At 71.5% G+C, this 17538-nt stretch carries 22 protein-coding genes; 13 read left to right on the forward strand and 9 right to left on the reverse strand.

Translation table 11 applies throughout. The features are described 5' to 3' along the window. Window positions 1-74: 74 nt before the first annotated feature. Window positions 75-1514 (reverse strand): MFS transporter, encoded by a 1440-nt coding sequence (locus AB0H87_RS22445; RefSeq protein WP_360148725.1) that lies wholly within the window; start codon window positions 1512-1514, stop codon window positions 75-77. A 132-nt stretch (window positions 1515-1646) separates the two neighbouring features. Between AB0H87_RS22445 and AB0H87_RS22450 the strand changes: the two genes are divergently transcribed. From AB0H87_RS22450 to AB0H87_RS22480, 7 genes are all read left to right on the forward strand, one after another. Then, entirely contained in the window at window positions 1647-2291 is a 645-nt protein-coding gene (locus AB0H87_RS22450; RefSeq protein WP_360148728.1) for a helix-turn-helix domain-containing protein, read from the forward strand. A gap of 18 nt (window positions 2292-2309) precedes the next feature. Beyond that, on the forward strand, window positions 2310-2741 hold the full coding sequence (locus AB0H87_RS22455) for a Fur family transcriptional regulator (protein WP_360148730.1): 432 nt from the start codon (window positions 2310-2312) through the stop codon (window positions 2739-2741). Then, window positions 2738-3823: a folate-binding protein gene (locus tag AB0H87_RS22460; RefSeq protein ID WP_360148733.1), complete on the forward strand. Its 1086-nt coding sequence runs from the start codon at window positions 2738-2740 to the stop codon at window positions 3821-3823. The genes AB0H87_RS22455 and AB0H87_RS22460 overlap by 4 nt, the downstream gene beginning before the upstream one ends. 22 nt (window positions 3824-3845) lie before the next feature. Continuing rightward, window positions 3846-4682: a 3-keto-5-aminohexanoate cleavage protein gene (locus AB0H87_RS22465; protein WP_360148736.1), complete on the forward strand. Its 837-nt coding sequence runs from the start codon at window positions 3846-3848 to the stop codon at window positions 4680-4682. 14 nt (window positions 4683-4696) lie between these two features. Beyond that, window positions 4697-5830 (forward strand): asparaginase, encoded by a 1134-nt coding sequence (locus AB0H87_RS22470; protein WP_360148739.1) that lies wholly within the window; start codon window positions 4697-4699, stop codon window positions 5828-5830. Window positions 5831-5902: 72 nt separating this feature from the next. Next, window positions 5903-6511 carry a helix-turn-helix transcriptional regulator gene (locus AB0H87_RS22475; protein WP_360148742.1) on the forward strand — a complete coding sequence of 203 codons (609 nt, stop codon included), beginning with the start codon at window positions 5903-5905 and terminating at the stop codon, window positions 6509-6511. Further along, complete coding sequence (locus AB0H87_RS22480) at window positions 6511-7068, forward strand: hypothetical protein (RefSeq protein WP_360148745.1); 558 nt, start codon at window positions 6511-6513, stop codon at window positions 7066-7068. The genes AB0H87_RS22475 and AB0H87_RS22480 overlap by 1 nt, the downstream gene beginning before the upstream one ends. A gap of 55 nt (window positions 7069-7123) precedes the next feature. Here the strand turns inward: AB0H87_RS22480 and AB0H87_RS22485 are convergent, their stop codons facing one another. The 5 genes from AB0H87_RS22485 to AB0H87_RS22505 form a co-directional block, all read right to left on the reverse strand. Further along, window positions 7124-7861 carry an alanyl-tRNA editing protein gene (locus tag AB0H87_RS22485; protein ID WP_360148748.1) on the reverse strand — a complete coding sequence of 246 codons (738 nt, stop codon included), beginning with the start codon at window positions 7859-7861 and terminating at the stop codon, window positions 7124-7126. Window positions 7862-7872: 11 nt separating this feature from the next. Then, window positions 7873-8766, reverse strand: coding sequence for an alpha/beta fold hydrolase (locus tag AB0H87_RS22490; RefSeq protein WP_360148751.1), 894 nt, complete (start codon window positions 8764-8766; stop codon window positions 7873-7875). After that, window positions 8763-9080: a DUF2516 family protein gene (locus AB0H87_RS22495; RefSeq protein ID WP_360148754.1), complete on the reverse strand. Its 318-nt coding sequence runs from the start codon at window positions 9078-9080 to the stop codon at window positions 8763-8765. The genes AB0H87_RS22490 and AB0H87_RS22495 overlap by 4 nt, the downstream gene beginning before the upstream one ends. An 806-nt stretch (window positions 9081-9886) precedes the next feature. After that, a complete protein-coding gene (locus tag AB0H87_RS22500; protein ID WP_360148757.1) occupies window positions 9887-10093 on the reverse strand; it encodes a hypothetical protein in 207 nt (68 codons plus the stop codon). Window positions 10094-10139: 46 nt separating this feature from the next. After that, entirely contained in the window at window positions 10140-10553 is a 414-nt protein-coding gene (locus AB0H87_RS22505) for an MmcQ/YjbR family DNA-binding protein (RefSeq protein ID WP_360148760.1), read from the reverse strand. Between the two features lie 46 nt (window positions 10554-10599). On the opposite strand from AB0H87_RS22505, the gene AB0H87_RS22510 reads away from it, so the two are divergent. Further along, window positions 10600-11082, forward strand: a complete 483-nt coding sequence (locus tag AB0H87_RS22510) for a GNAT family N-acetyltransferase (protein WP_360148763.1) — start codon at window positions 10600-10602, stop codon at window positions 11080-11082. Between the two features lie 167 nt (window positions 11083-11249). On the opposite strand, the gene AB0H87_RS22515 is transcribed toward AB0H87_RS22510, so the two are convergent. Further along, window positions 11250-11759 (reverse strand): hypothetical protein, encoded by a 510-nt coding sequence (locus AB0H87_RS22515; protein ID WP_360148766.1) that lies wholly within the window; start codon window positions 11757-11759, stop codon window positions 11250-11252. Window positions 11760-12422: 663 nt separating this feature from the next. Between AB0H87_RS22515 and AB0H87_RS22520 the strand changes: the two genes are divergently transcribed. From AB0H87_RS22520 to AB0H87_RS22540, 5 genes are all read left to right on the forward strand, one after another. After that, on the forward strand, window positions 12423-12869 hold the full coding sequence (locus AB0H87_RS22520; protein ID WP_360148769.1) for a hypothetical protein: 447 nt from the start codon (window positions 12423-12425) through the stop codon (window positions 12867-12869). 73 nt (window positions 12870-12942) lie between these two features. Then, window positions 12943-13422, forward strand: a complete 480-nt coding sequence (locus AB0H87_RS22525; RefSeq protein ID WP_360148772.1) for a hypothetical protein — start codon at window positions 12943-12945, stop codon at window positions 13420-13422. Window positions 13423-13467: 45 nt separating this feature from the next. After that, entirely contained in the window at window positions 13468-14652 is a 1185-nt protein-coding gene (locus tag AB0H87_RS22530) for a hypothetical protein (protein ID WP_360148775.1), read from the forward strand. A gap of 79 nt (window positions 14653-14731) precedes the next feature. Then, window positions 14732-15130 (forward strand): hypothetical protein, encoded by a 399-nt coding sequence (locus AB0H87_RS22535; protein WP_360148778.1) that lies wholly within the window; start codon window positions 14732-14734, stop codon window positions 15128-15130. Window positions 15131-15169: 39 nt separating this feature from the next. After that, window positions 15170-16036: a DMT family transporter gene (locus AB0H87_RS22540; RefSeq protein WP_360148782.1), complete on the forward strand. Its 867-nt coding sequence runs from the start codon at window positions 15170-15172 to the stop codon at window positions 16034-16036. Here the strand turns inward: AB0H87_RS22540 and AB0H87_RS22545 are convergent. Both AB0H87_RS22545 and AB0H87_RS22550 read right to left on the reverse strand, forming a co-directional pair. Then, window positions 16033-16758 carry a peptidase E gene (locus AB0H87_RS22545; RefSeq protein ID WP_360148785.1) on the reverse strand — a complete coding sequence of 242 codons (726 nt, stop codon included), beginning with the start codon at window positions 16756-16758 and terminating at the stop codon, window positions 16033-16035. The two genes, AB0H87_RS22540 and AB0H87_RS22545, sit on opposite strands and share 4 nt — an antisense overlap. 233 nt (window positions 16759-16991) lie before the next feature. Beyond that, window positions 16992-17492: a YbjN domain-containing protein gene (locus tag AB0H87_RS22550; protein ID WP_360148788.1), complete on the reverse strand. Its 501-nt coding sequence runs from the start codon at window positions 17490-17492 to the stop codon at window positions 16992-16994. Window positions 17493-17538: the final 46 nt, after the last annotated feature.

Consider the following 17538-nt stretch of genomic DNA (forward strand, 5'->3'; position numbering starts at 1 on the left):
GTAAGCAGAGCAAGGAGCCAACGCAAAGACGCCGCGCCCTCCCCGAAGTGGAGAGGGCGCGGCGCGTCGCGCGGCTAGGCGCGGGCCTTGCGGGGGAGCAGGAAGCCCAGCGCGAACGTCACCGCGGTCAGGGCGAACGTGATCAGCGTGACCCGCTCGACGCCGACGTCCAGGTGGCCGAAGAAGATCGTGCCGAGGACCGCCACGCCGAGGGCCGCGCCCAGTTGCTGCAGCGACTCCAGCATGCCCGAGGCCGAGCCGACCTCGTGGTCACGGACGTCGCCCATGATGATGTCGAAGAGCGGCACGAAGATCATGCCCATGCCGACGCCGTACACCAGCAGCGGTCCGAGCAGTTCGAGAGCGCCGACGCCCGCGATCTGGAAGACCGGGTAGAGGGCGGCGATGCCGACCAGCATCAGGCCCAGTCCGATGTGGAGAATGCGGCGGCCCAGGCGGTTGCGCATCGTGCTGCCGAAGCCCGAGCCGATGAACGCGCCCACCGCCCACGCCGACATCGTCAGGCTGGCCTTCATCGGGCTGTAGCCGAGCACCAGCTGCAGGAACATCCCGACCGCGAGCGAGAAACCGGCGATCGCACCGAAGAACACGATCACGAACAGGACGCCCGAGGTGTACGAGCGGCGCTTGAAGACCGTCAGCTCCACCAGCGGGTCGCGGCCCGAGCCGGCCCGGCGGTGCTGCCGGATCGCGAACGCGGCGAACACCGGCACGGCCGCGGCGGCCATCGCGAACATCCACAGCGGCCAGCCCTGCTCACGACCCTGCACCAGCGGGTAGACCAGCAGCACCATGCCGACGGCGGCGGTCACGGCGCCGGTCACGTCCAGGCGGGTGCGGTTGCGCGGCCTGGTCGCCTTCGGCAGCGCGGCGCGGCCGGCCAGCAGCGCGAAGATGCCCAGCGGCAGGTTGATGGCGAACACCATCCGCCAGCTCGTGCCGAACAGGTCCGCGTCGATCAGGGCGCCGGCCACGACCGGGCCGAGGATCGTCGAGAAGCCGATGATCGGGCCGAACGCGCCGAACGCCTTGCCGATCTCGTGCGGCGGGAACAGGTCCCGGAGCAGGCCGAAGCCCTGCGGGATCATGACGGCCGCGAACAGGCCCTGCACGACCCGCGCGACGATCAGGCTCTCGGGCGACCACGCGACCGCGCAGGCCAGCGAGGCGGCCACGAAGCCGACCACGCCGACCAGCAGGACCCGGCGGCGCCCGAACATGTCGCCCAGCCGCCCACCGGTGAGCAGGCCGACCGCGAGGGCCAGGGTGTACGACGCCGCGATCCACTGCAGGCTCGTGTAGCTGCCGCCCAGCGACGCCTGGATCGCCGGCGCGCCGACGTTGACGACCGTCGTGTCCAGCAGGTTCATGATCGTGGCGGCCAGGATCGCGAAGAGGCCGAGCCAGCGGCGCGGACGCGGCAGGTCCGCTTCGGGAGTGTGCGGCCGCTCGGGCCGGGTGGCGACAACTGGTTCGAGGACGTCGGTGCTCACGGCAACCTCCGAAGCGGATCGGAATGAACTGTTCCGCAATCAACATAGCAGAGCGGAACGATCCGTTCCAGAGTTGCGGCCAGGATTTCCAGAACAGAACTATCCGTTCCGCTGAGTGCTAGGGTGGTGACCATGACGACCGTCCCGCTCAGTGGCCGCCGGGCCCAGGCCGCCCGCAACGACGCGGTGATCCTCGACGCCGCGCGCGACGTCTTCGTGGCGGACCCGTCCGCACCGATCGCCGCCGTCGCGCAGAAGGCCGGCGTCGGGATCAGCGCGCTCTACCGGCGCTATCCGAGCAAGGAGGAGCTGCTCGCCAAGCTCTGCCTCGACGGCCTGCTCATCTACGTCGGCATCGCGGAGGAGGCCAACGCCGCCCTCGACGCCGGCGGCGACCCGGCGGAGACGTTCGCGACGTTCATGCGGCGGATCGTCGACGCCGACACCCACTCGCTGACCCAGAAGCTGGCCGGGATGTTCCAGCCCACCGAGGAGCACCGCACCAACGCGATCCGGGCGGGCGAGCTCAACCAGCACCTCGTCGAGCGGCTGCACGAGGCCCAGGCCGTCCGGCCCGACCTGGTGGTGGCCGACCTCGGCCAGATCTTCGAGATGATCGCGGCGATCCGGTTCGGCGACGACGAGCGGCGCGGCCAGCTCCGGCACCGCTACCTCGCGCTGGTGCTGGCGGGCCTGCTCCAGCCGGGCGCCGAGGCGTTGCCGGGCCCGCCGCCCTACGTCGGTGAGTTCGCCGGCCGCTGGGACAAGACCACCTGACCGCCGAACTATCATTCGATGGTGTCGGATTCCTCGCTCGCCGAAGTTCTCCGGTCGCGTGGCCTGCGGCTGACCGCCCAGCGGCAGCTCGTCCTCGAGGCCGTCTACGACCTCGGCCACGCGACGCCCGAGCAGGTGCACAACGCGGTCCGCGAGACCGCCGCCGGTGTGAACATCACCACCATCTACCGCACCCTGGAACTGCTCGAGGACCTCGGGCTGGTTACCCATACGCACCTCTCGCACGGGTCACCGACGTACCACGCCGCCGGTGGCCACCAGCACGTCCATCTGGTGTGCCGGTCCTGCGGCGAGGTGACCGAGATCGACCCCTCGGTGCTCCAACCGCTGGTGGACAAGCTGGCCGCGGAGCGCGGATTCAAGGTCGACGTCGGGCACGTGGCGCTGTTCGGCGACTGCGGCGGATGTGAGGGGCAGGAGCAGGGATGATCGACGCACCCGGTGCCGTCGCCGTCGAGGCGATCGACGAGGAGAGTCCGGACCATGGCGTCGCCGCGCACTACGGCGACCCGACCCGCGAGCAGCGATTGCTGGAGGGCGACGTCGGCCTGGTCGACCGCTCCAACCGCGGCGTGATCGCGGTGCCGGGCGAGGAGCGCGCCTCCTGGCTGCACACGCTGACCACGCAGCACCTCGACCAGTTGCGCGCGGGGCAGGGCAGCGAGCTGCTCGTGCTCTCGCCGCACGGCCACGTCGAGCAGCACGCCATGGTCGCCGAGGACGGCGACACCACCTGGCTCGACACCGAGCCGGGCGCGACCGCGGGTCTCCTGAAATACCTCGAGATGATGCGGTTCTTCACCAAGGTCGACCCGCGCGACGCCAGCACCGAGTACGCGCTGTTCTCCCTGGTCGGCCCCCGCGCCGTCGAGGCCGCCGCCACGCTCGACCCCAGCCTGGCCGACCTGCGCGCCCCGGACGCCGTCGCCGTGCCGGGCGCCAAGTTCACCAAGGGCGACGCCCCGCCGCGGCCGACCACCCTCTACGACGTGCGACCGCTGGCCACCGGCGGCTGGGCGCGGCGCACCGCGCTGGGCGTCGACTTCCTGGTGCCGCGGGACCAGTTCGCGGCGACGACGAAGCGGGCGCTCGACGCCGGCATCGCCCCCGCCGGGCTGTGGGCCTACGAGGCGACCCGCGTCGCCGCCCGCGTCCCGCGGCTGGGTTGGGAGACCGACCACCGCACGATTCCGGCCGAGGTCAACCTGGTCGGCCCGGCCGTGCACCTCGACAAGGGCTGCTACCGCGGCCAGGAGACGGTCGCGCGGGTGCACCACCTCGGCAAGCCGCCCCGCCGGCTGGTGCTGCTCCACCTCGACGGCGTCACCACCGACCAGCCACCGGCCCGTGGCACCGAGGTGACCGTCGACGGCCGCACCGTCGGGTTCGTCGGCACCGCCGTCCGCCACCACGAGCTCGGCGCGGTCGCCCTGGCCGTCCTCAAGCGCAACGTCGCCGACGACGCGACCCTGCGCGTCGGCGAGTCGACGGCCGCGATCGACCACGAGTAAGGGCCGGTCTTACTATCGCCCCATGACAACAGCGACGTTGATCACGGTGGCGCCGACCGGTGCCGAGTCGGCCAAGTCCGACGTGCCCGCCCTGCCCGTCACGCTCGACGAGCTGGTGGTGACCGCCAAGGAGTGCGCCGCGCTGGGCGCCTCGGTGATCCACGTGCACATCCGGGACGACCAGGCGAAGCCGACGCTCGACCTCGGCCGCCTGCGCGACACCGTCGCCGCCCTGCGCGAGTCGACCGACCTCGTCGTGCAGCTCTCCAGCGGCGGCGCGGTCACCGATCCCGAGGCCGACCGGCTGCGCGTGCTCGACGCCGCGCCCGACATGGCCTCGTGCACGATGGGCACGGTCAACTTCGGCGACGACGTGTTCCTCAACCGCTGGGAGTTCATCGTCGACCTGCACACCCGGATGCAGGAGCGGGGCATCGTCCCCGAGTACGAGATCTTCGACCTCGGCCACCTCGCCGCCCTGGAGCGCCTGCTCAACAAGCACGGTCTGCCGGCCGGCGGGCACGTGCACGTCGACTTCGTGATGGGCGTGCCGGGCGGCATGCCGGGCACGACCGCGGCCCTCGTGTCGTGCGTCAACGAGCTGCGCAACCTGCCCGCGGGCACGACGTTCTCGGCTACGGGCATCGGCCGCACGGCGATCCCGGTGCTGCTCGCCTCGCTGTCGGCCGGCGGTCACCTGCGGGTCGGCATGGAGGACACGGTGACGTACGCCAAGGGCCGCCCCGTCGAGTCCAACATGCAGCTCGTGGCCCGCGCGGTCGGCTTCGCGCAGCTCGCCCAGCGCCCGCCGATGACCCCGCTCGACGCGCGTGAGCTGCTGGGGCTCGAGAAGCGTTAGGTACGGTCGCAACCATGGGCAAGTTCTACGAAGGCGGCGTACGCCTCGCCGAGGTGATCCGCTCCGGCTTTCCCGAGGGTTACCACCACGGTTCCGCGGTGGTGCTCGACGCGGCCGGCACCCTCGTCGCCGCCGCCGGTGACGTCGAGTCGCCGATGTTCCCGCGGTCGTCCAACAAGCCGATGCAGGCGGTCGGCATGCTGCGCGCGGGCCTCCGGCTGACCGACCCGGCCGACCTCGCCCTGGTTTGCGCCAGCCACTGGGGCCAGGACATCCACGTCAACCGCGTCGCCGCGATGCTGCGGTCGGCGGGGCTCGACGAGTCGGCGCTGCGCTGCCCGCCCGACATGCCGCTCGACCCGGAGTCGGCCGCCGCCGTGATCCGGGCCGGCGGTGGGCCCGCCCGGATCCAGATGAACTGCTCCGGCAAGCACACCGGCATGCTGCTGACCTGCGTGGCGGCGGGCTGGCCGACCGAGGGCTACCTGTCGCCCGAGCACCCGCTGCAGCAGGCGATCGCCGCCGCGGTGGCCGACGTCGCCGGCGAGGAGATCGTGGCGACCGCGGTCGACGGCTGCGGCGCACCGCTGCTCGGGCTGTCCCTGACGGGCCTGGCCCGGTCGTTCAGCCGGCTGGTCGAGGAGCCGACGGTCCCCGGGCGCACCGACCGGCGGGGGCTCGCGGATGAGCCGCGTGCCGACGTGCGGCCGGTCGCGGAAGAGCCGAGCGCCGGCCAGCGGCCGGTCGCCGATGAGCCGCGCGCCGACCTGCGGCCGGTCGCCGATGAGCCGCGCGCCGACGTGCGGGCGGTCGCGGACGAGCCGCGCGCCCACCTGCGGGCCGTCGCCGACGCCATGCGAGCCAACCCCGAGCTCGTCTCCGGGCGCGGGACGGTGGAGCACCAGCTCATGTCCGCCGTACCCGGAATGCTCGTGAAAGCCGGCGCCGAAGGCGTCATGGCGGTCGCCGTGCCCGGCGCCGGCGCGGTCGCGATCAAGATGGACGACGGTGCGCACCGCGGCAACCGGCCGGTGCTGGTCTCGGCGCTGCGCCGGATAGGCGTGACCGGCGAGGCCCTGGAACGGGCCGCTGACGTGCCGGTTCTCGGTGGTGGCGAGCCGGTCGGGGAGCTGCGCAGCCTCTGGTGAGCGCCGTCACATTGCTAACTGAGGTTAGCGTTTCGCTTGCAGGAGCTAGCAAGCGGAGCTAGCGTCGTTGGCATGCCCTCGAAAGACCTGCCCCGCGACGTGGGGGGCTTCATCCGCGATCTGCGGCGCAACGCGCAGATCTCCCTCCGCCAGCTCGCCGAGCAGGCGGGCGTCAGCAACCCCTACCTGAGCCAGGTCGAGCGCGGGTTGCGCAAGCCCAGCGCCGAGGTGCTCCAGCAGCTCGCCAGCGCCTTGCGGGTCTCCACCCCGGTGATGTACCTGCGCGCCGGCCTGCTGGAGGAGAAGGAAGGCTACGGCGTCCTGACCGCCATCGCCGCCGACTCCGAGCTGACGATCGCCCAGAAGCAGTCGCTCAGCCAGATCTACGAGACGTTCCGCCGCGAGAACACGCGGCACGCCGAGGCGGAGGCGGAGTCGGCCAAGCAGGCCGAGGCCGCGAGCGAGGCGGCCGCCCAGGCCGCGCGCGCCGCCGACGCCGCCGCGGCCGCGGCCGGTCGAGCCGCCGGGGGGCCCACCACCGAAGAGGCCCCGACCGGCTGGCCCGGCGACACAGAAGCCACCCCAACACCGGCGGCGAAGACCGCCAAGCCGGTGGTCAAGAAAACGGCCAAGAAGGCCGTGAAGAAGGCGGCACCAAGGGCCGCCGAGGAGGAGAACTGATGTCCCAGCCGAAGACGACCCGCATTCCGGCCCCGTTGTACGCGGCCGCCGGCGCCGGGGAGATGGCCTACCGTCAGCTGCTCAAGCTGCCCGCGATGGCCAACGACCTGGGCGACAAGGCCGCCAACAACAGTGCGGAGTTGCGTGATCAGGTGATCACCACGACCACCGGGCTGCGCGAGCGGGCCACCGCGGCCTACCGGCAGGCCAACCAGCGTGTGATCAAGATGCGCCGCGAGGACCTCGACGTCGACCGCCTGCGTGACCTGGCCATGCGCAACGCCGGCCAGTTCATCGTCACCGCGCAGGACCTGCAGGACCGGGCGATCAAGTTCTACGGCGAGCTCGTCGCGCGCGGCGAGAAGGTCGTGGGCACCGGCATCGTCGAGGCCGCCGACACCGTGCAGGCCGACATGGTGGAGACCGGCAAGCCGATCACGCCGAAGGTGGAGAGCAACGGCCACGGCAACCTCAACAACGCCGAGCCGAAGCAGTCCACCGCGGCCAAGAAGGCGACCGCCCCGGCCACGCCGAAGAAGAACATCACCAAGCAGTAAGACGCCGAAAAGGGGACCGACCGGGCATGGTCGGTCCCCTTTCGCGTACGCGGGATCAGTCGGCGATCCGGACCCGTACCCGCCGATTCGCCTTGCCCTTGCTCTCGACCTTGACCACCTGCACCCGGCCGATCGCGCGGGTCGACGCGACGTGGGTGCCGCCGTCGGCCTGCACGTCGAGGCCCACGATGTCGACGATCCGGATCTCCTGCTCGTCGGCGGGGATCAGGTTCGACTGCGTGCGGATGATGTCGGGCAGCGCCAGCGCCTCGGTCCGGGGGAGCACCTTCACCGCGACCGCCCGGTCCGCGGTCACCTCGGTGTTGACCAGCTCCTCGAGCTTGGCCTTGAAGTCCGGCGGCACCTCGGGGAGGTTGAAGTCCATCCGGGCCTCGCCGGGCTCCATGTTGCCGCCGGTGACCAGGGCGCCGAAGTCGCGGAACACCACGCCGCAGAGCACGTGCAGGCCGGAGTGGGTGCGCATGAGCATCGTGCGCCGGGCGTCCTCGACAGCGCCGGTGACCGCGGTGCCGACCGGCGGCAGCGGGTCGCCCTCGGCGGGCAGCAGGTAGAGGTCGTCACCCTTGCGCGTGCCGACGATCCGGGTCTGCGTGCCCTGCCAGAGCAGGGTGCCGTGGTCCGGCGGCTGCCCGCCGCCGCCCGGGTAGAAGGCCGAGCGGTCCAGGACGATGCCGTCCTCGGGCGACGAGTGCAGGACCGTGCACTCCCACTCGCGCAGCGTCGGGTCGATCAGGTCGAGACGGTGTGTGCGGCCATGCTCGGAAACGCCCATGAACGGGCAGACTACTCCGGGGCGTTGAGGAAGTCGGAGATCCGGGTACGCAGGTCCGCGCGCTCGGTCCAGACCACGCCGGGCCGGTCGTACACGTGCAGCGTCGCGTTGGGCAGTGCGCCCGCGAGGCGTTCCGCGACCTCCACCGGGTGCAGTTCGTCACCGGCGGCGGCGATCACAAGCGTCCGGGCGGTGACGGCGCTGAGCTTGGTCGGGTCGGCGATGGCGACCTGTTCGGCCAGCGAGCCCAGGTCGGCGGCGAGGCCGTCGCGCATGAGCTGGTCGATCCGCTGCCGCAGGTAGGACCAGACGGCCGGGGTGCCGCGCAGGTTCGGCGGGATCTCGACGGAGATCGCGTCGGCGACCGAGGCGACGTCACCGGCCTCGACGGCGCCGGCCAGGGCCTTCAGGCGCGACTTGACGGCGGCCGGCCTCGGCAGGTCGAGCACCGCGGGCAGGAAGAAGACCAGCCGGTCGAACCGGTCGGGGCTATCGGCGACCAGCCGGGTGAGCGCGCCGGCGCCGAGGCTGACCCCGAGCGCGCGGGTCGCGCCGGAGAGGTCGGCGATGGCGCGCAGGTCACGGGCGAGGTCGGCGTACGACCAGGGCCCGGGCGGCGCGTCGGAGCGGCCGTGGCCGCGGAACTGGAAGTAGACCTTGCGCCCGTCGACCGCGCTGCCCAACGGCCGCGTGACCGCGATGCCGCTGGCCAGCCCGTGAGCGAACACAGTCGTCGGGGTGCCGGTGCCGGTGACCAGGCGTTCCAGGCGTACGCCGTGGGGTGTGGCGATCAGTTCGGTTTCCGGCTCGGGCAGCGTGGGCCGCCCGCTGCGTGGCGCACTCGGGCCGGGTCCGTAGGTCCGCGGACCACCGTCGGGCGGCGGTGGCCAGCGGAAGTCCCTCACCAGAAGCCTTTGCCGTCAGTCAGGTCCTTCAGGCCGACCCGCACGTCGAGCAGGTAGACGAGCGCCGCACCGATGCCGACCAGCCGGAAGAGGCTCAACGGGCCGAACGAGGGCAGCAGGGACAACAGGAGGCAGATGCCCAGGATGGCCAGCCAGCCACCCTTGGGCAGGGAGCCGATCGCGGGGAACGCGTCGGTGCGTTGGGTGAGGCAGTGCACGAACGCGATACCGATCAGCACCAGCGACAGAACCATGATCAATATGCCAATGCCACCGATGACATTGTCGTAGAAGATGGGCGCGCTCGTCGGCATGCCTCTAAGCGTACTTGCGTGTCGCCCAACCGGACGCCGCGCGGCGGCACCGGGCGTCGCTCGGTACCGGGCCGGCGTCCGCGGGCAGCGCTTGGCGGTCCGGAGGCGGCGTCCGTGTCCGGTTCCGTCTGGTCGTGTCGGGCTGTCGTCGGTCCCTTGGTCGGCGGGGCTGGTTTCGCGGTGTCGGCCGCGGACCTGGGCGGATCGGTCCCTTGGTCGGCGTGGTCGGCTTCGCGGTGCCGGCTGCGGACCTGCGCGGATCGGTCCCTTGGTCGGCGTAGTCGGCTTCGCGGTGCCGGCTACGGACCTGGGCGGATCGGTCGCTTGGTCGGCGTGGTCGGCTTCGCGGTGCCGGCTACGGACCTGCGCGGATCGGTCCCTTGGTCGGCGCGGCGGGCTTCGCGGTGCCGACTACGGGACCTGCGCCGATCGGTCGCTTCGTCGGCCCGGCCGGATTTCCGCTGCCGGCTACGGACCCACCCGCGCCGATCGGACGCCGTGAACGCGGCCGGTGGCGGCCGGCCTCCCGCGCGATGCTGCCGCGTCTCCTAGCCTGCTGGTCAGGCATGGCGGGTTGGCGCGGCCATCAAGATCCCGCCGCGGAACCCGGGTGATGCCGAGTTTGCGCGCGGTCGGTGACCGCGTCGGCGTGCGCTCCGTGAGCGCTCGGCACGTGACTGCGAGGGCGGGTCGCGCCGGGGCGGGGGGCTCGTTGGGTTGGCCCGTGGGCTGGCAGGGCGGGCACGGTGGCGGGCCCGCGTGGGTGCGCGGGCCGTGGGTGGCCGGTTCCGGCGAGTGGTGGTGGGTCAGCGCTCCGGGACGTAGCGCCAGGGTGGGTCGCTGCCGGGGGCGTCGTCGGCTACGTAGGTTTCCGTGACCTTCTGGTCGCCGTCGGGGCCTGTCCAGCGCCATTCGTGGGTCAGGGGGCTCGGCGGTAGGCCGTCGACGATCGGCACCTCGATCTGGGTGCCGTCCTGTGGGCCGCCGATGACCGGAATCCACGCGTTTGCCATGCCCCGATCATCGCGGGCGGTCGTCAGGGTGCGCAGGGAATCGGGCCTATCCGGCCAGGTCGGGTAATAGCGCCGCGAGCTTCTTCGGCGCCTGGATGCGGTAGCTCTCCGTCAGCAGCTCCCGCACCTCACCCCAGTCGGTGCGCGTGGTGAAGCGGAGGCCGACCACGTTGCGCCCCCAGTCGGTGCGGAAGTAGGTCGGGCCGCCGTTGGCGAACGCGCCGACCTCGTCGTCGGCCGCCCGGAAGGTCATCACCACGAGCGGGGAGGTGGTGCCGACCGCCTCGGCGTGGGCCGGGCTCCGCTCCGGGTCGACGGTGAGCACGTGGGCGAACGTCGCCTTGCGGACGCGCCAGCGGACCCCGACCCAGGCATCCTCCTCGTAGGCCTCGGGCAGGCCGAGGCAGATCCGGCTCAGCCGGTCGAGGATCTCGGGTGGCACGTCGCCGGGGTCCGACATGGGCTGACCGTAGCGCCGGGGTCCGACATTTCCGTAGCCTCGGCCCATGCCCAAGGTCACCCTGCGCCCCGCGGCAGAGCCCGACGCGGAGGCCGTCGCCGAGATCTGGCAACACGGCTGGGCCGACGGCCACCTGGGCAACGTGCCGGACGCCCTGGTCGCCATCCGGACCCCGGAGTCCTTTCGGTCCCGAACCATCAACAGCCTGCCGCACACTACGATCGCCGAGGTCGACGGTGCGGTAGCCGGCTTCGTCATGGTCGTCGACGACGAGGTCGAGCAGGTGTACGTGTCCGCGGCCCACCGCGGCTCCGGCGTAGCCGGTGTCCTGCTGGCGGAGGCCGAGCGCCTGGTCGCGGCGGAGGGCTACCGCGAGGCCTGGCTGGCGGTAGCCCCGGGCAACTCCCGCGCCCGCCGCTTCTACGAACGCAGCGGCTGGTCCGACGGCGGCGTGTTCGACTACCCGGCCAGCAGCGCCGACGGCCCGATCCCGGTCCCCTGCCACCGCTACATCAAGCCGGTCGGCTAACGGAGCGCCCCGCACCTCCGAAGAGATGCGGGGCCGTTGGTTCAGGAGCTCCGCTTCCGGGCCCACCACCTCGAACCGGCACCGAGCGCCAGTGCGATTAGTCCTGCGGTCATGAACCCGAAGACGTCCGGGCCGCTCGTTGGCAGCGCGTTACGCCACCGTGGCCTTCACTGAGCGGTGGCCTTGACCGTCCAGGTCGTCGTGAACTGCGCCGCCTGGCAGGTGTTCGGCGCATCCTCGTCGAGGGTGACGCCGGTGAGGCGCAGAACGTCGGTGCCACCAGCCCCGATCACGTGGTCCCCGCCGTCGAGAGCGATTGTCGGCGTGACCTTGATCTTGCCGACGCACTCGGCGGGAGTGCCGGCGGCGAACTGCACCGCGCCAGTGATATCGGCGGCGGTGACCCTGACCGAAACCTCGTTGGTGTTGGTGACGTGCACCAAGGCCTGCGCGACGTGGTTGCCGCCGACGTTCGGCCACAGCTTGGTCTCGTTGCCGGCGAAGTCAAGCGACGGAGCGTTGGCTTCGGTACCGACGGTCAGTGGGGCCATGTCGGCCGACGACCCGTTGGCGGTCGCGGTGCTGGACTCGAAGAAGGCGTAGGCCACTCCACCGATCGCTATGACGCCCATGGCGGCGAGGGTGGCGGCGACGACGCGCTTCGAACGCTTCTGCAAGGGAGGTCTCCTAGGGCGTGCCGGCGTCCGGGCCGGCGTAAACAGGGCGGGGAGTCGCGGACAAACCGGGTGTTTCCGGCCGGTTGCGGCGACGTAGGAAACTCTGCCTGAAGCGGCGTCAATTACGGCATAGAGAACACGGACTGTGGTTGTTCGCCGACAAGTGGTCCCGTGGGTCGGACCGGATGACCCCGAATAGGTGACCGTAACCAAACGCGATAAACGCTCGTTGTTAATCACGCGACAAACCGACTCTGATCATTTCCAGAATGGTCATCCAGGGCGCCACAACATAGGCGATCGAATGGCACGGGACCGCCCCGACCCGACGCCAGGGCCCGCGCGGCCTCAAGAAGAACCCGCAGCTCAGAGCGGTTCGTGTCGCAAAACGCGCGATCACCCCGCGATGTGCTAGCGACACATTTCCGCAGCTCAGGGGCGAGACGCAACCAGCAAACATGGATGAAACCCCACGAAACAGACATATGGGGCCACCCTAACGAGTTAAGCCGTCAGGATTCAGTTGCGCAATTTGTGCACAGAGAAGGTGGGACGGTTGCTTGTTGAGCGGAAAGTCCGACCTCCGGCAAAGTAGTTCTCGGCGCCGGACCGCCTCCACCGGCCGGCGCCGTCAATTCGCCCAATGGAAAGGAACTCTCCGCCATGCGCAAGGTCACCAAGCGGACCGTCACCGTCGCGCTAGCCGCCGCTGTCACGCTCGGGGCGTCGAGTGCCGCTTGGGCCTGGTGGAAGTTCGAGGGCCGGGCCACCGTCGAGGCTTCCGCCGCCTCGATCAAGCCGATCAAGGTGGAGACCCGGGACGTCAACGGCCTCTACCCGGGGGCCGAGAAGGACCTGCGGGTCGAGATCTACAACCCGAACCCGTTCCCCGTCGTTATCGACAGAGCGAGGGCTTTCGCACGTACCGACGCGAACCGCTGCGACGGTGACGCGATCAGCGTCGAGCTCCCGGACCAGCCGGTCCGGGTCGAGCCGGGCCGGAAGTCCTACACGCTCGAAGACGCGGTGCGGATGGACGAGGACGTACGCGGATGCCAAGGCGCCAACTTCCGGGTGACCGTCCTCTACTCGGGTCAGAACGCGGCCTGATCGACGTCGGCGGGTGGCGTGGCTGGTTCGGCCGCGCCGCTCGCCGAGCCGAAGGGAAACGTAGGAGCCTCCAATGCGCAACATGTCCCAGCGCACCGCGGTCATCACGCTGGTCGCGGTCATCGTGGCCGGCATCGCCAGCGTGGCGTGGGCGGCCTGGTCCGTGACGGGCACCGGCACCGCCACCGTGTCCGCCGCCGAGGTGACCGCGCTGCAGGCGACGGCCCGGCCGACCGGCAGCCTGTTCCCGGGCGGCTCCGCGGACATCGAGGTCAGCGTCACGAACCCCAACGAGTTCGCCATCGAGGTGCAGTCGTTCGCATCGGACCCACGGATCGTCGTCGACGAGGCGCACGCCGGCGGCTGCGCGGCGGCGCACGTGAAGCTCAAGGCCAACAAGAAGCCGATCAGCGAACGCGTCGAGGCCGACGGCGGCACACAGACGTTCGTGGTCAAGGACGCCGTCGAGATGGCCTACAACGCACCGCAGGCGTGCCAGGGCGCGTCCTTCGAGATCACCCTCGCACTCGCCGGGGTCGGCCTCCCGGATTGATCCACCCGCTCCACCTACGCCCGCCCCAGCCACAAAGGTGAACAAGTGAAACGACTGATCGCCACGTCTCCCGCCGTCCTCGGCGGCATCGCGGCCGTGACCCTGGTCGCCGGTGCCGGGGCGGCCCTTGCCGCCTGGCGCGTACAGAGCGACGAGGTCGTGCTGACCGCGGAGACCGCCACGCTCTCGCCGGGCAACAAGCCGCTGGTCAGCGCGGAGGGCAACGCGGTCACCGTGTCCTGGACGCCCAACACGTTCGGCGAGCGGAAGGTCGACAGCTACCGCATCAAGCGGTACGACCTGGGCGGTGCCGCGCAGCAACCGCACGGCACGTGCGAGGAGAACGTCGCCAAGGAGACCTGCACGGACGCGGGTGTGCCGGCCGGCTCGTGGCGCTACACGGTGGTGCCGGTCAAGGGCGGTTGGACCGGGCCGGAGAGCGCGAAGAGCGACGCGGTGATCGTCGCCGCGGACGGCAAGGCCGTCGTGGTGCCGGAATCCGCGGCCGACAAGCCGGCCGGCCCGGCCGCCGGGCCGGCGGTCGTCCAGGTGGGCGACCCGGCCACGCCCGGCGAGCCGGGCAAGCCCGGCGCGGCTCCGACCTGGACGGTCCAGCCCGGCGCCGATGGTGTGCTCGGCACGGCGGACACGCTGACCTACGCGGGCGGCGCGCCGGTCGAGCCGGGCACGATCATCAAGGGCTGGTCCGGCGGTCAGCGACCGGTCGTCCTCGTGGCCAGGGCCGGCGCACAGCCGGTGGTCACGGTGGACGACGGCGACACACGGGTGTTCGGGCCGCTCGCGGTGCCGCCCGCGACAGTGCCGGCCGACGTCGCGTACGACGCGACCCTCGCCGCGGTGCAGGGCCGCATCGTGGTGACCCTCGGCGCGGTGCGCAAGCCGCCGGCACCGCAGGAGGAGTCGACCACACCGAACCAGCCGGGCACCCCGGTCGAGTCCGCACCGGGCGCGCCCGAGACACCGGGCACGGAGACGGCCGCCCCGACGACGCCGGGCAGCACGCCGGGCACGACGGAGTCGGCGACCACCGAGCCGACGCCCGGGAACACCACCGGCGAGACCAACGGCGGCGGCACCGCGGGCAGCGAGCCGGAGGGCGAGCCGGAGACCCCGACGACCGACACCAGCGGCCCGCTCGACCCCGACGTGACCCCGTCGGCGACCACGCCCACCGTCGAGCCCGTCCTCGTCCTTGTCGCGGGCCCGTGACGGCAGGGACGCGGCGGCCGACGAGGAACAGACGATCACCGGCCGTAACCTCGCGCCCGCCCCGCGCGGTGTAACAAACGTGCAGCTCACGCCGAAGAAGGTCCTCGCGCTGATCCTCGGGCTCGGCCTGCCGGTGGCGATCGCGGCGGGCTGGGTGCTCGGGCAGCGGGGCGCGGCGTCCGCCAACGGTCCGACGGGTGGCTCGGGCGCGATGGGCAACGCTCCGCAGGAGCAGGTGCCGACGCCGGCCGTCCGGTACGACGTCTACGACAACGCGCCGGTCGTGGTGCCGATGGCGAGCACCGCGGCCGTGGCGCCGAGCAGTTCCGCCGCGGCGCCCGAGACCAGCGCCGCGCCGCCACCGCACCCGCCGACCACGACGCCCACCGTCCTGCCGGAGGACCAGACGCCGAGCCCGGAGCCGAGTTCGACCGAGTCGGAGGCGACGCCCGAGCCCAGCACGGATAAAACCCAATAAATCGCCCACCAGCCGTCCGGTCGCCCGTACCTTCAGCTCATGGGCCTGGTCTTGGCGATCGTTTCGGCGATCTGCTACGGCTCGGCGTCGGTGTTCCAGGCGGTGGCTGCCCGCCGGGCGCCCGCCTCGGACACCGTCGACGCGAAGTCGCTGATCCGGGTGTTCGCACAGTGGCCGTACCTGATCGGCCTCGCCCTCGACGGCGCCGGCTTCGTCGCACAGTTCATCGCGCTGCGCGGCCTGCCCATCTTCCTCGTGCAGGCCGCCCTGGCCGCCAGCCTCGCGGTGACCGCGGTGGTCGCGATCCCGATCCTCAAGCTCCGGCTCGGCCCGATCCAATGGCTGGCGGTCGCCGGTGTCTGCGTCGGTCTCGCGCTGCTCGGCGTCTCGGCCGGCCACGAGAACGCCGACCAGCCGTCGTGGCCGTTCCGGATCGGCCTGACGATCTCCGTACCCGTGCTGGCTCTGCTCGGTCTGGCTGCCATCAAGCTCAAGGACCCGGCCCGCGCTGCCGTCCTCGGCCTCGTCGGGGGCCTGTTCTTCGGGATCGTGGCGCTGGCCGCGCGGTCGATCTCCGACGTCGACTTCGTGCGCTGGTTCACCGGGCCGGAGATCTACACGCTGGTGGTGGCCGGCGGGCTGGCGTTCGTGTTCTACACGATCGGCCTGCAGCGGGCGTCGGTGACGACCGTGACCGCCGGCCTGGTGATCGGCGAGACCGTGCTGCCGTCGATCGTCGGGGTGGTCGCCCTCGGCGACAGCACCCGCCGCGGCTTCATCCCGGTGGCCGCGGTCGGCTTCGCGCTCGCGGTAGCGGCGAGCCTGATGCTGGCCAGGTACGGCAGCCTGGAGGAGTCGGAAGAAGGAGCCGCCGCGAGCGCGAAACCGGAGCTGCAGACCGACTAGAACAGCCGGTCGGCGATCCGCCGCGCGCCCAGCGGCCGGTGCACGCCCGGCTCGACCCGATAGGCGTCGGCGCCCGGCACGGCGGTCACCGCCTCGACCAGGTCCGTACCCACGTAGTGCAGTCCCGTCCCGTCGTCGGTGGCGTAGCCCGAGGGCAGGGTGCCGTCGTCGACCAGCCGCTGGAAGAGGACCTTGCGCGGCTGGTTGGTGGCGTCGTGGTGCACGCCGTTGCTGTAGGGCAGGAAGCCGAGCGCGTCGGTCACCGGGTCGAGGTCGTCGGAGAACGAGTCCGTGATGCCGCCGACGTGCCAGCAGATGCTGCCCGCGCTGCCGCCGCCGAGCACCACGCCGGCCTCCCAGCACTCGCGCATGATCTCGTCGAGCCGGTGCGCGCGCCAGACCGCGAGCAGGTTGACGACGCTGCCCCCGCTGACCCAGATCAGGTCCTGGCCGAGCAGGAACGACCGCACGTCGCGGACGTTGGGCTGGGGAAACAGCGCCAGGTGGCTGGCCTCGGCGTCGTCGGCGTCGGCGAGCACGGCGTGCAGGCTGGCGATGCCGGCCGGGTCGTCGCCGAACGCGGTGGTGACGAAGCAGACCTTCGCCCGGCGCACGCCGGTCAGCGAGATCGCGTGGGCGAGCAGGGCGCTGCGCCGGTCCGGCGGCGTGCCCGGCGGTCGTTCGGCGGGTGAGACGGCGAAGATCTGCGGCGGACGCGACACACCTCGACCTTAAAGAGCGAACCGGCGGGGCAGACGACGCCCACCCCCGTAAGCGTCGCCCGCTCTCCGCCGGTTTTCAGGTGGCCGGCCGTCCCCCAACGGCGGGCCACCACCCCCAACGCATTCGCTCGGTTTCCCCCGAAACCCTTCGAGCGTGGCGCCACCAAGAACGGTAGTTCTCCGCCAGATCGGTGGACAAGCGAGAATGCCTGTCTCGCCCATCACATCGGTCCTTACCGCTCAGTACGCTCCGACGGCGTGAAGAGATGTGTAAATGCCTGGAGGTTGGCGGTGGACTCGCCGCGCTTGACCCGCCACTCCCACTCGCGCCGGATCGCTGTGCCGAAGCCGATTTCGAGCATCGTGTCGAACGAGTCATCGGCATACGTGAGTACGGCGCCGAGCAACCGGTCGAGCTCGTCCTCGGTGACGCCGGCGAGCCCGATCCGACCGGTGAGGTACACGTCACCGACCTGGTCGATGGAGAACGCGACGCCGTACATCCGGGCGTTGCGCTGCAGCAGCCAGGCCCACAGCTCCTCGCGCCGCTCGTCCGGCTGGCGCATTACGAACGCCTCGACCCGTAAGGCGTGCTCGCCCACGATCAGGTTGCAGGTGGTCTTGAGCTTGTGGGTGCCGGGCAGGGTCACCACGTAGGACAGCTCGCCGGTCGCCTCGACGGCCAGGCCAGCACCACGGCGTCGGGCGGCAACCGAGCCAGCGAGGCCCGGCACATCAGCGCGTGGTCGCGGGGCAGCCGCGCGTCGGCGTAGACGTCGT

This window comes from Asanoa sp. NPDC050611, assembly GCF_040654855.1.
Lineage (GTDB): Bacteria > Actinomycetota > Actinomycetes > Mycobacteriales > Micromonosporaceae > Asanoa.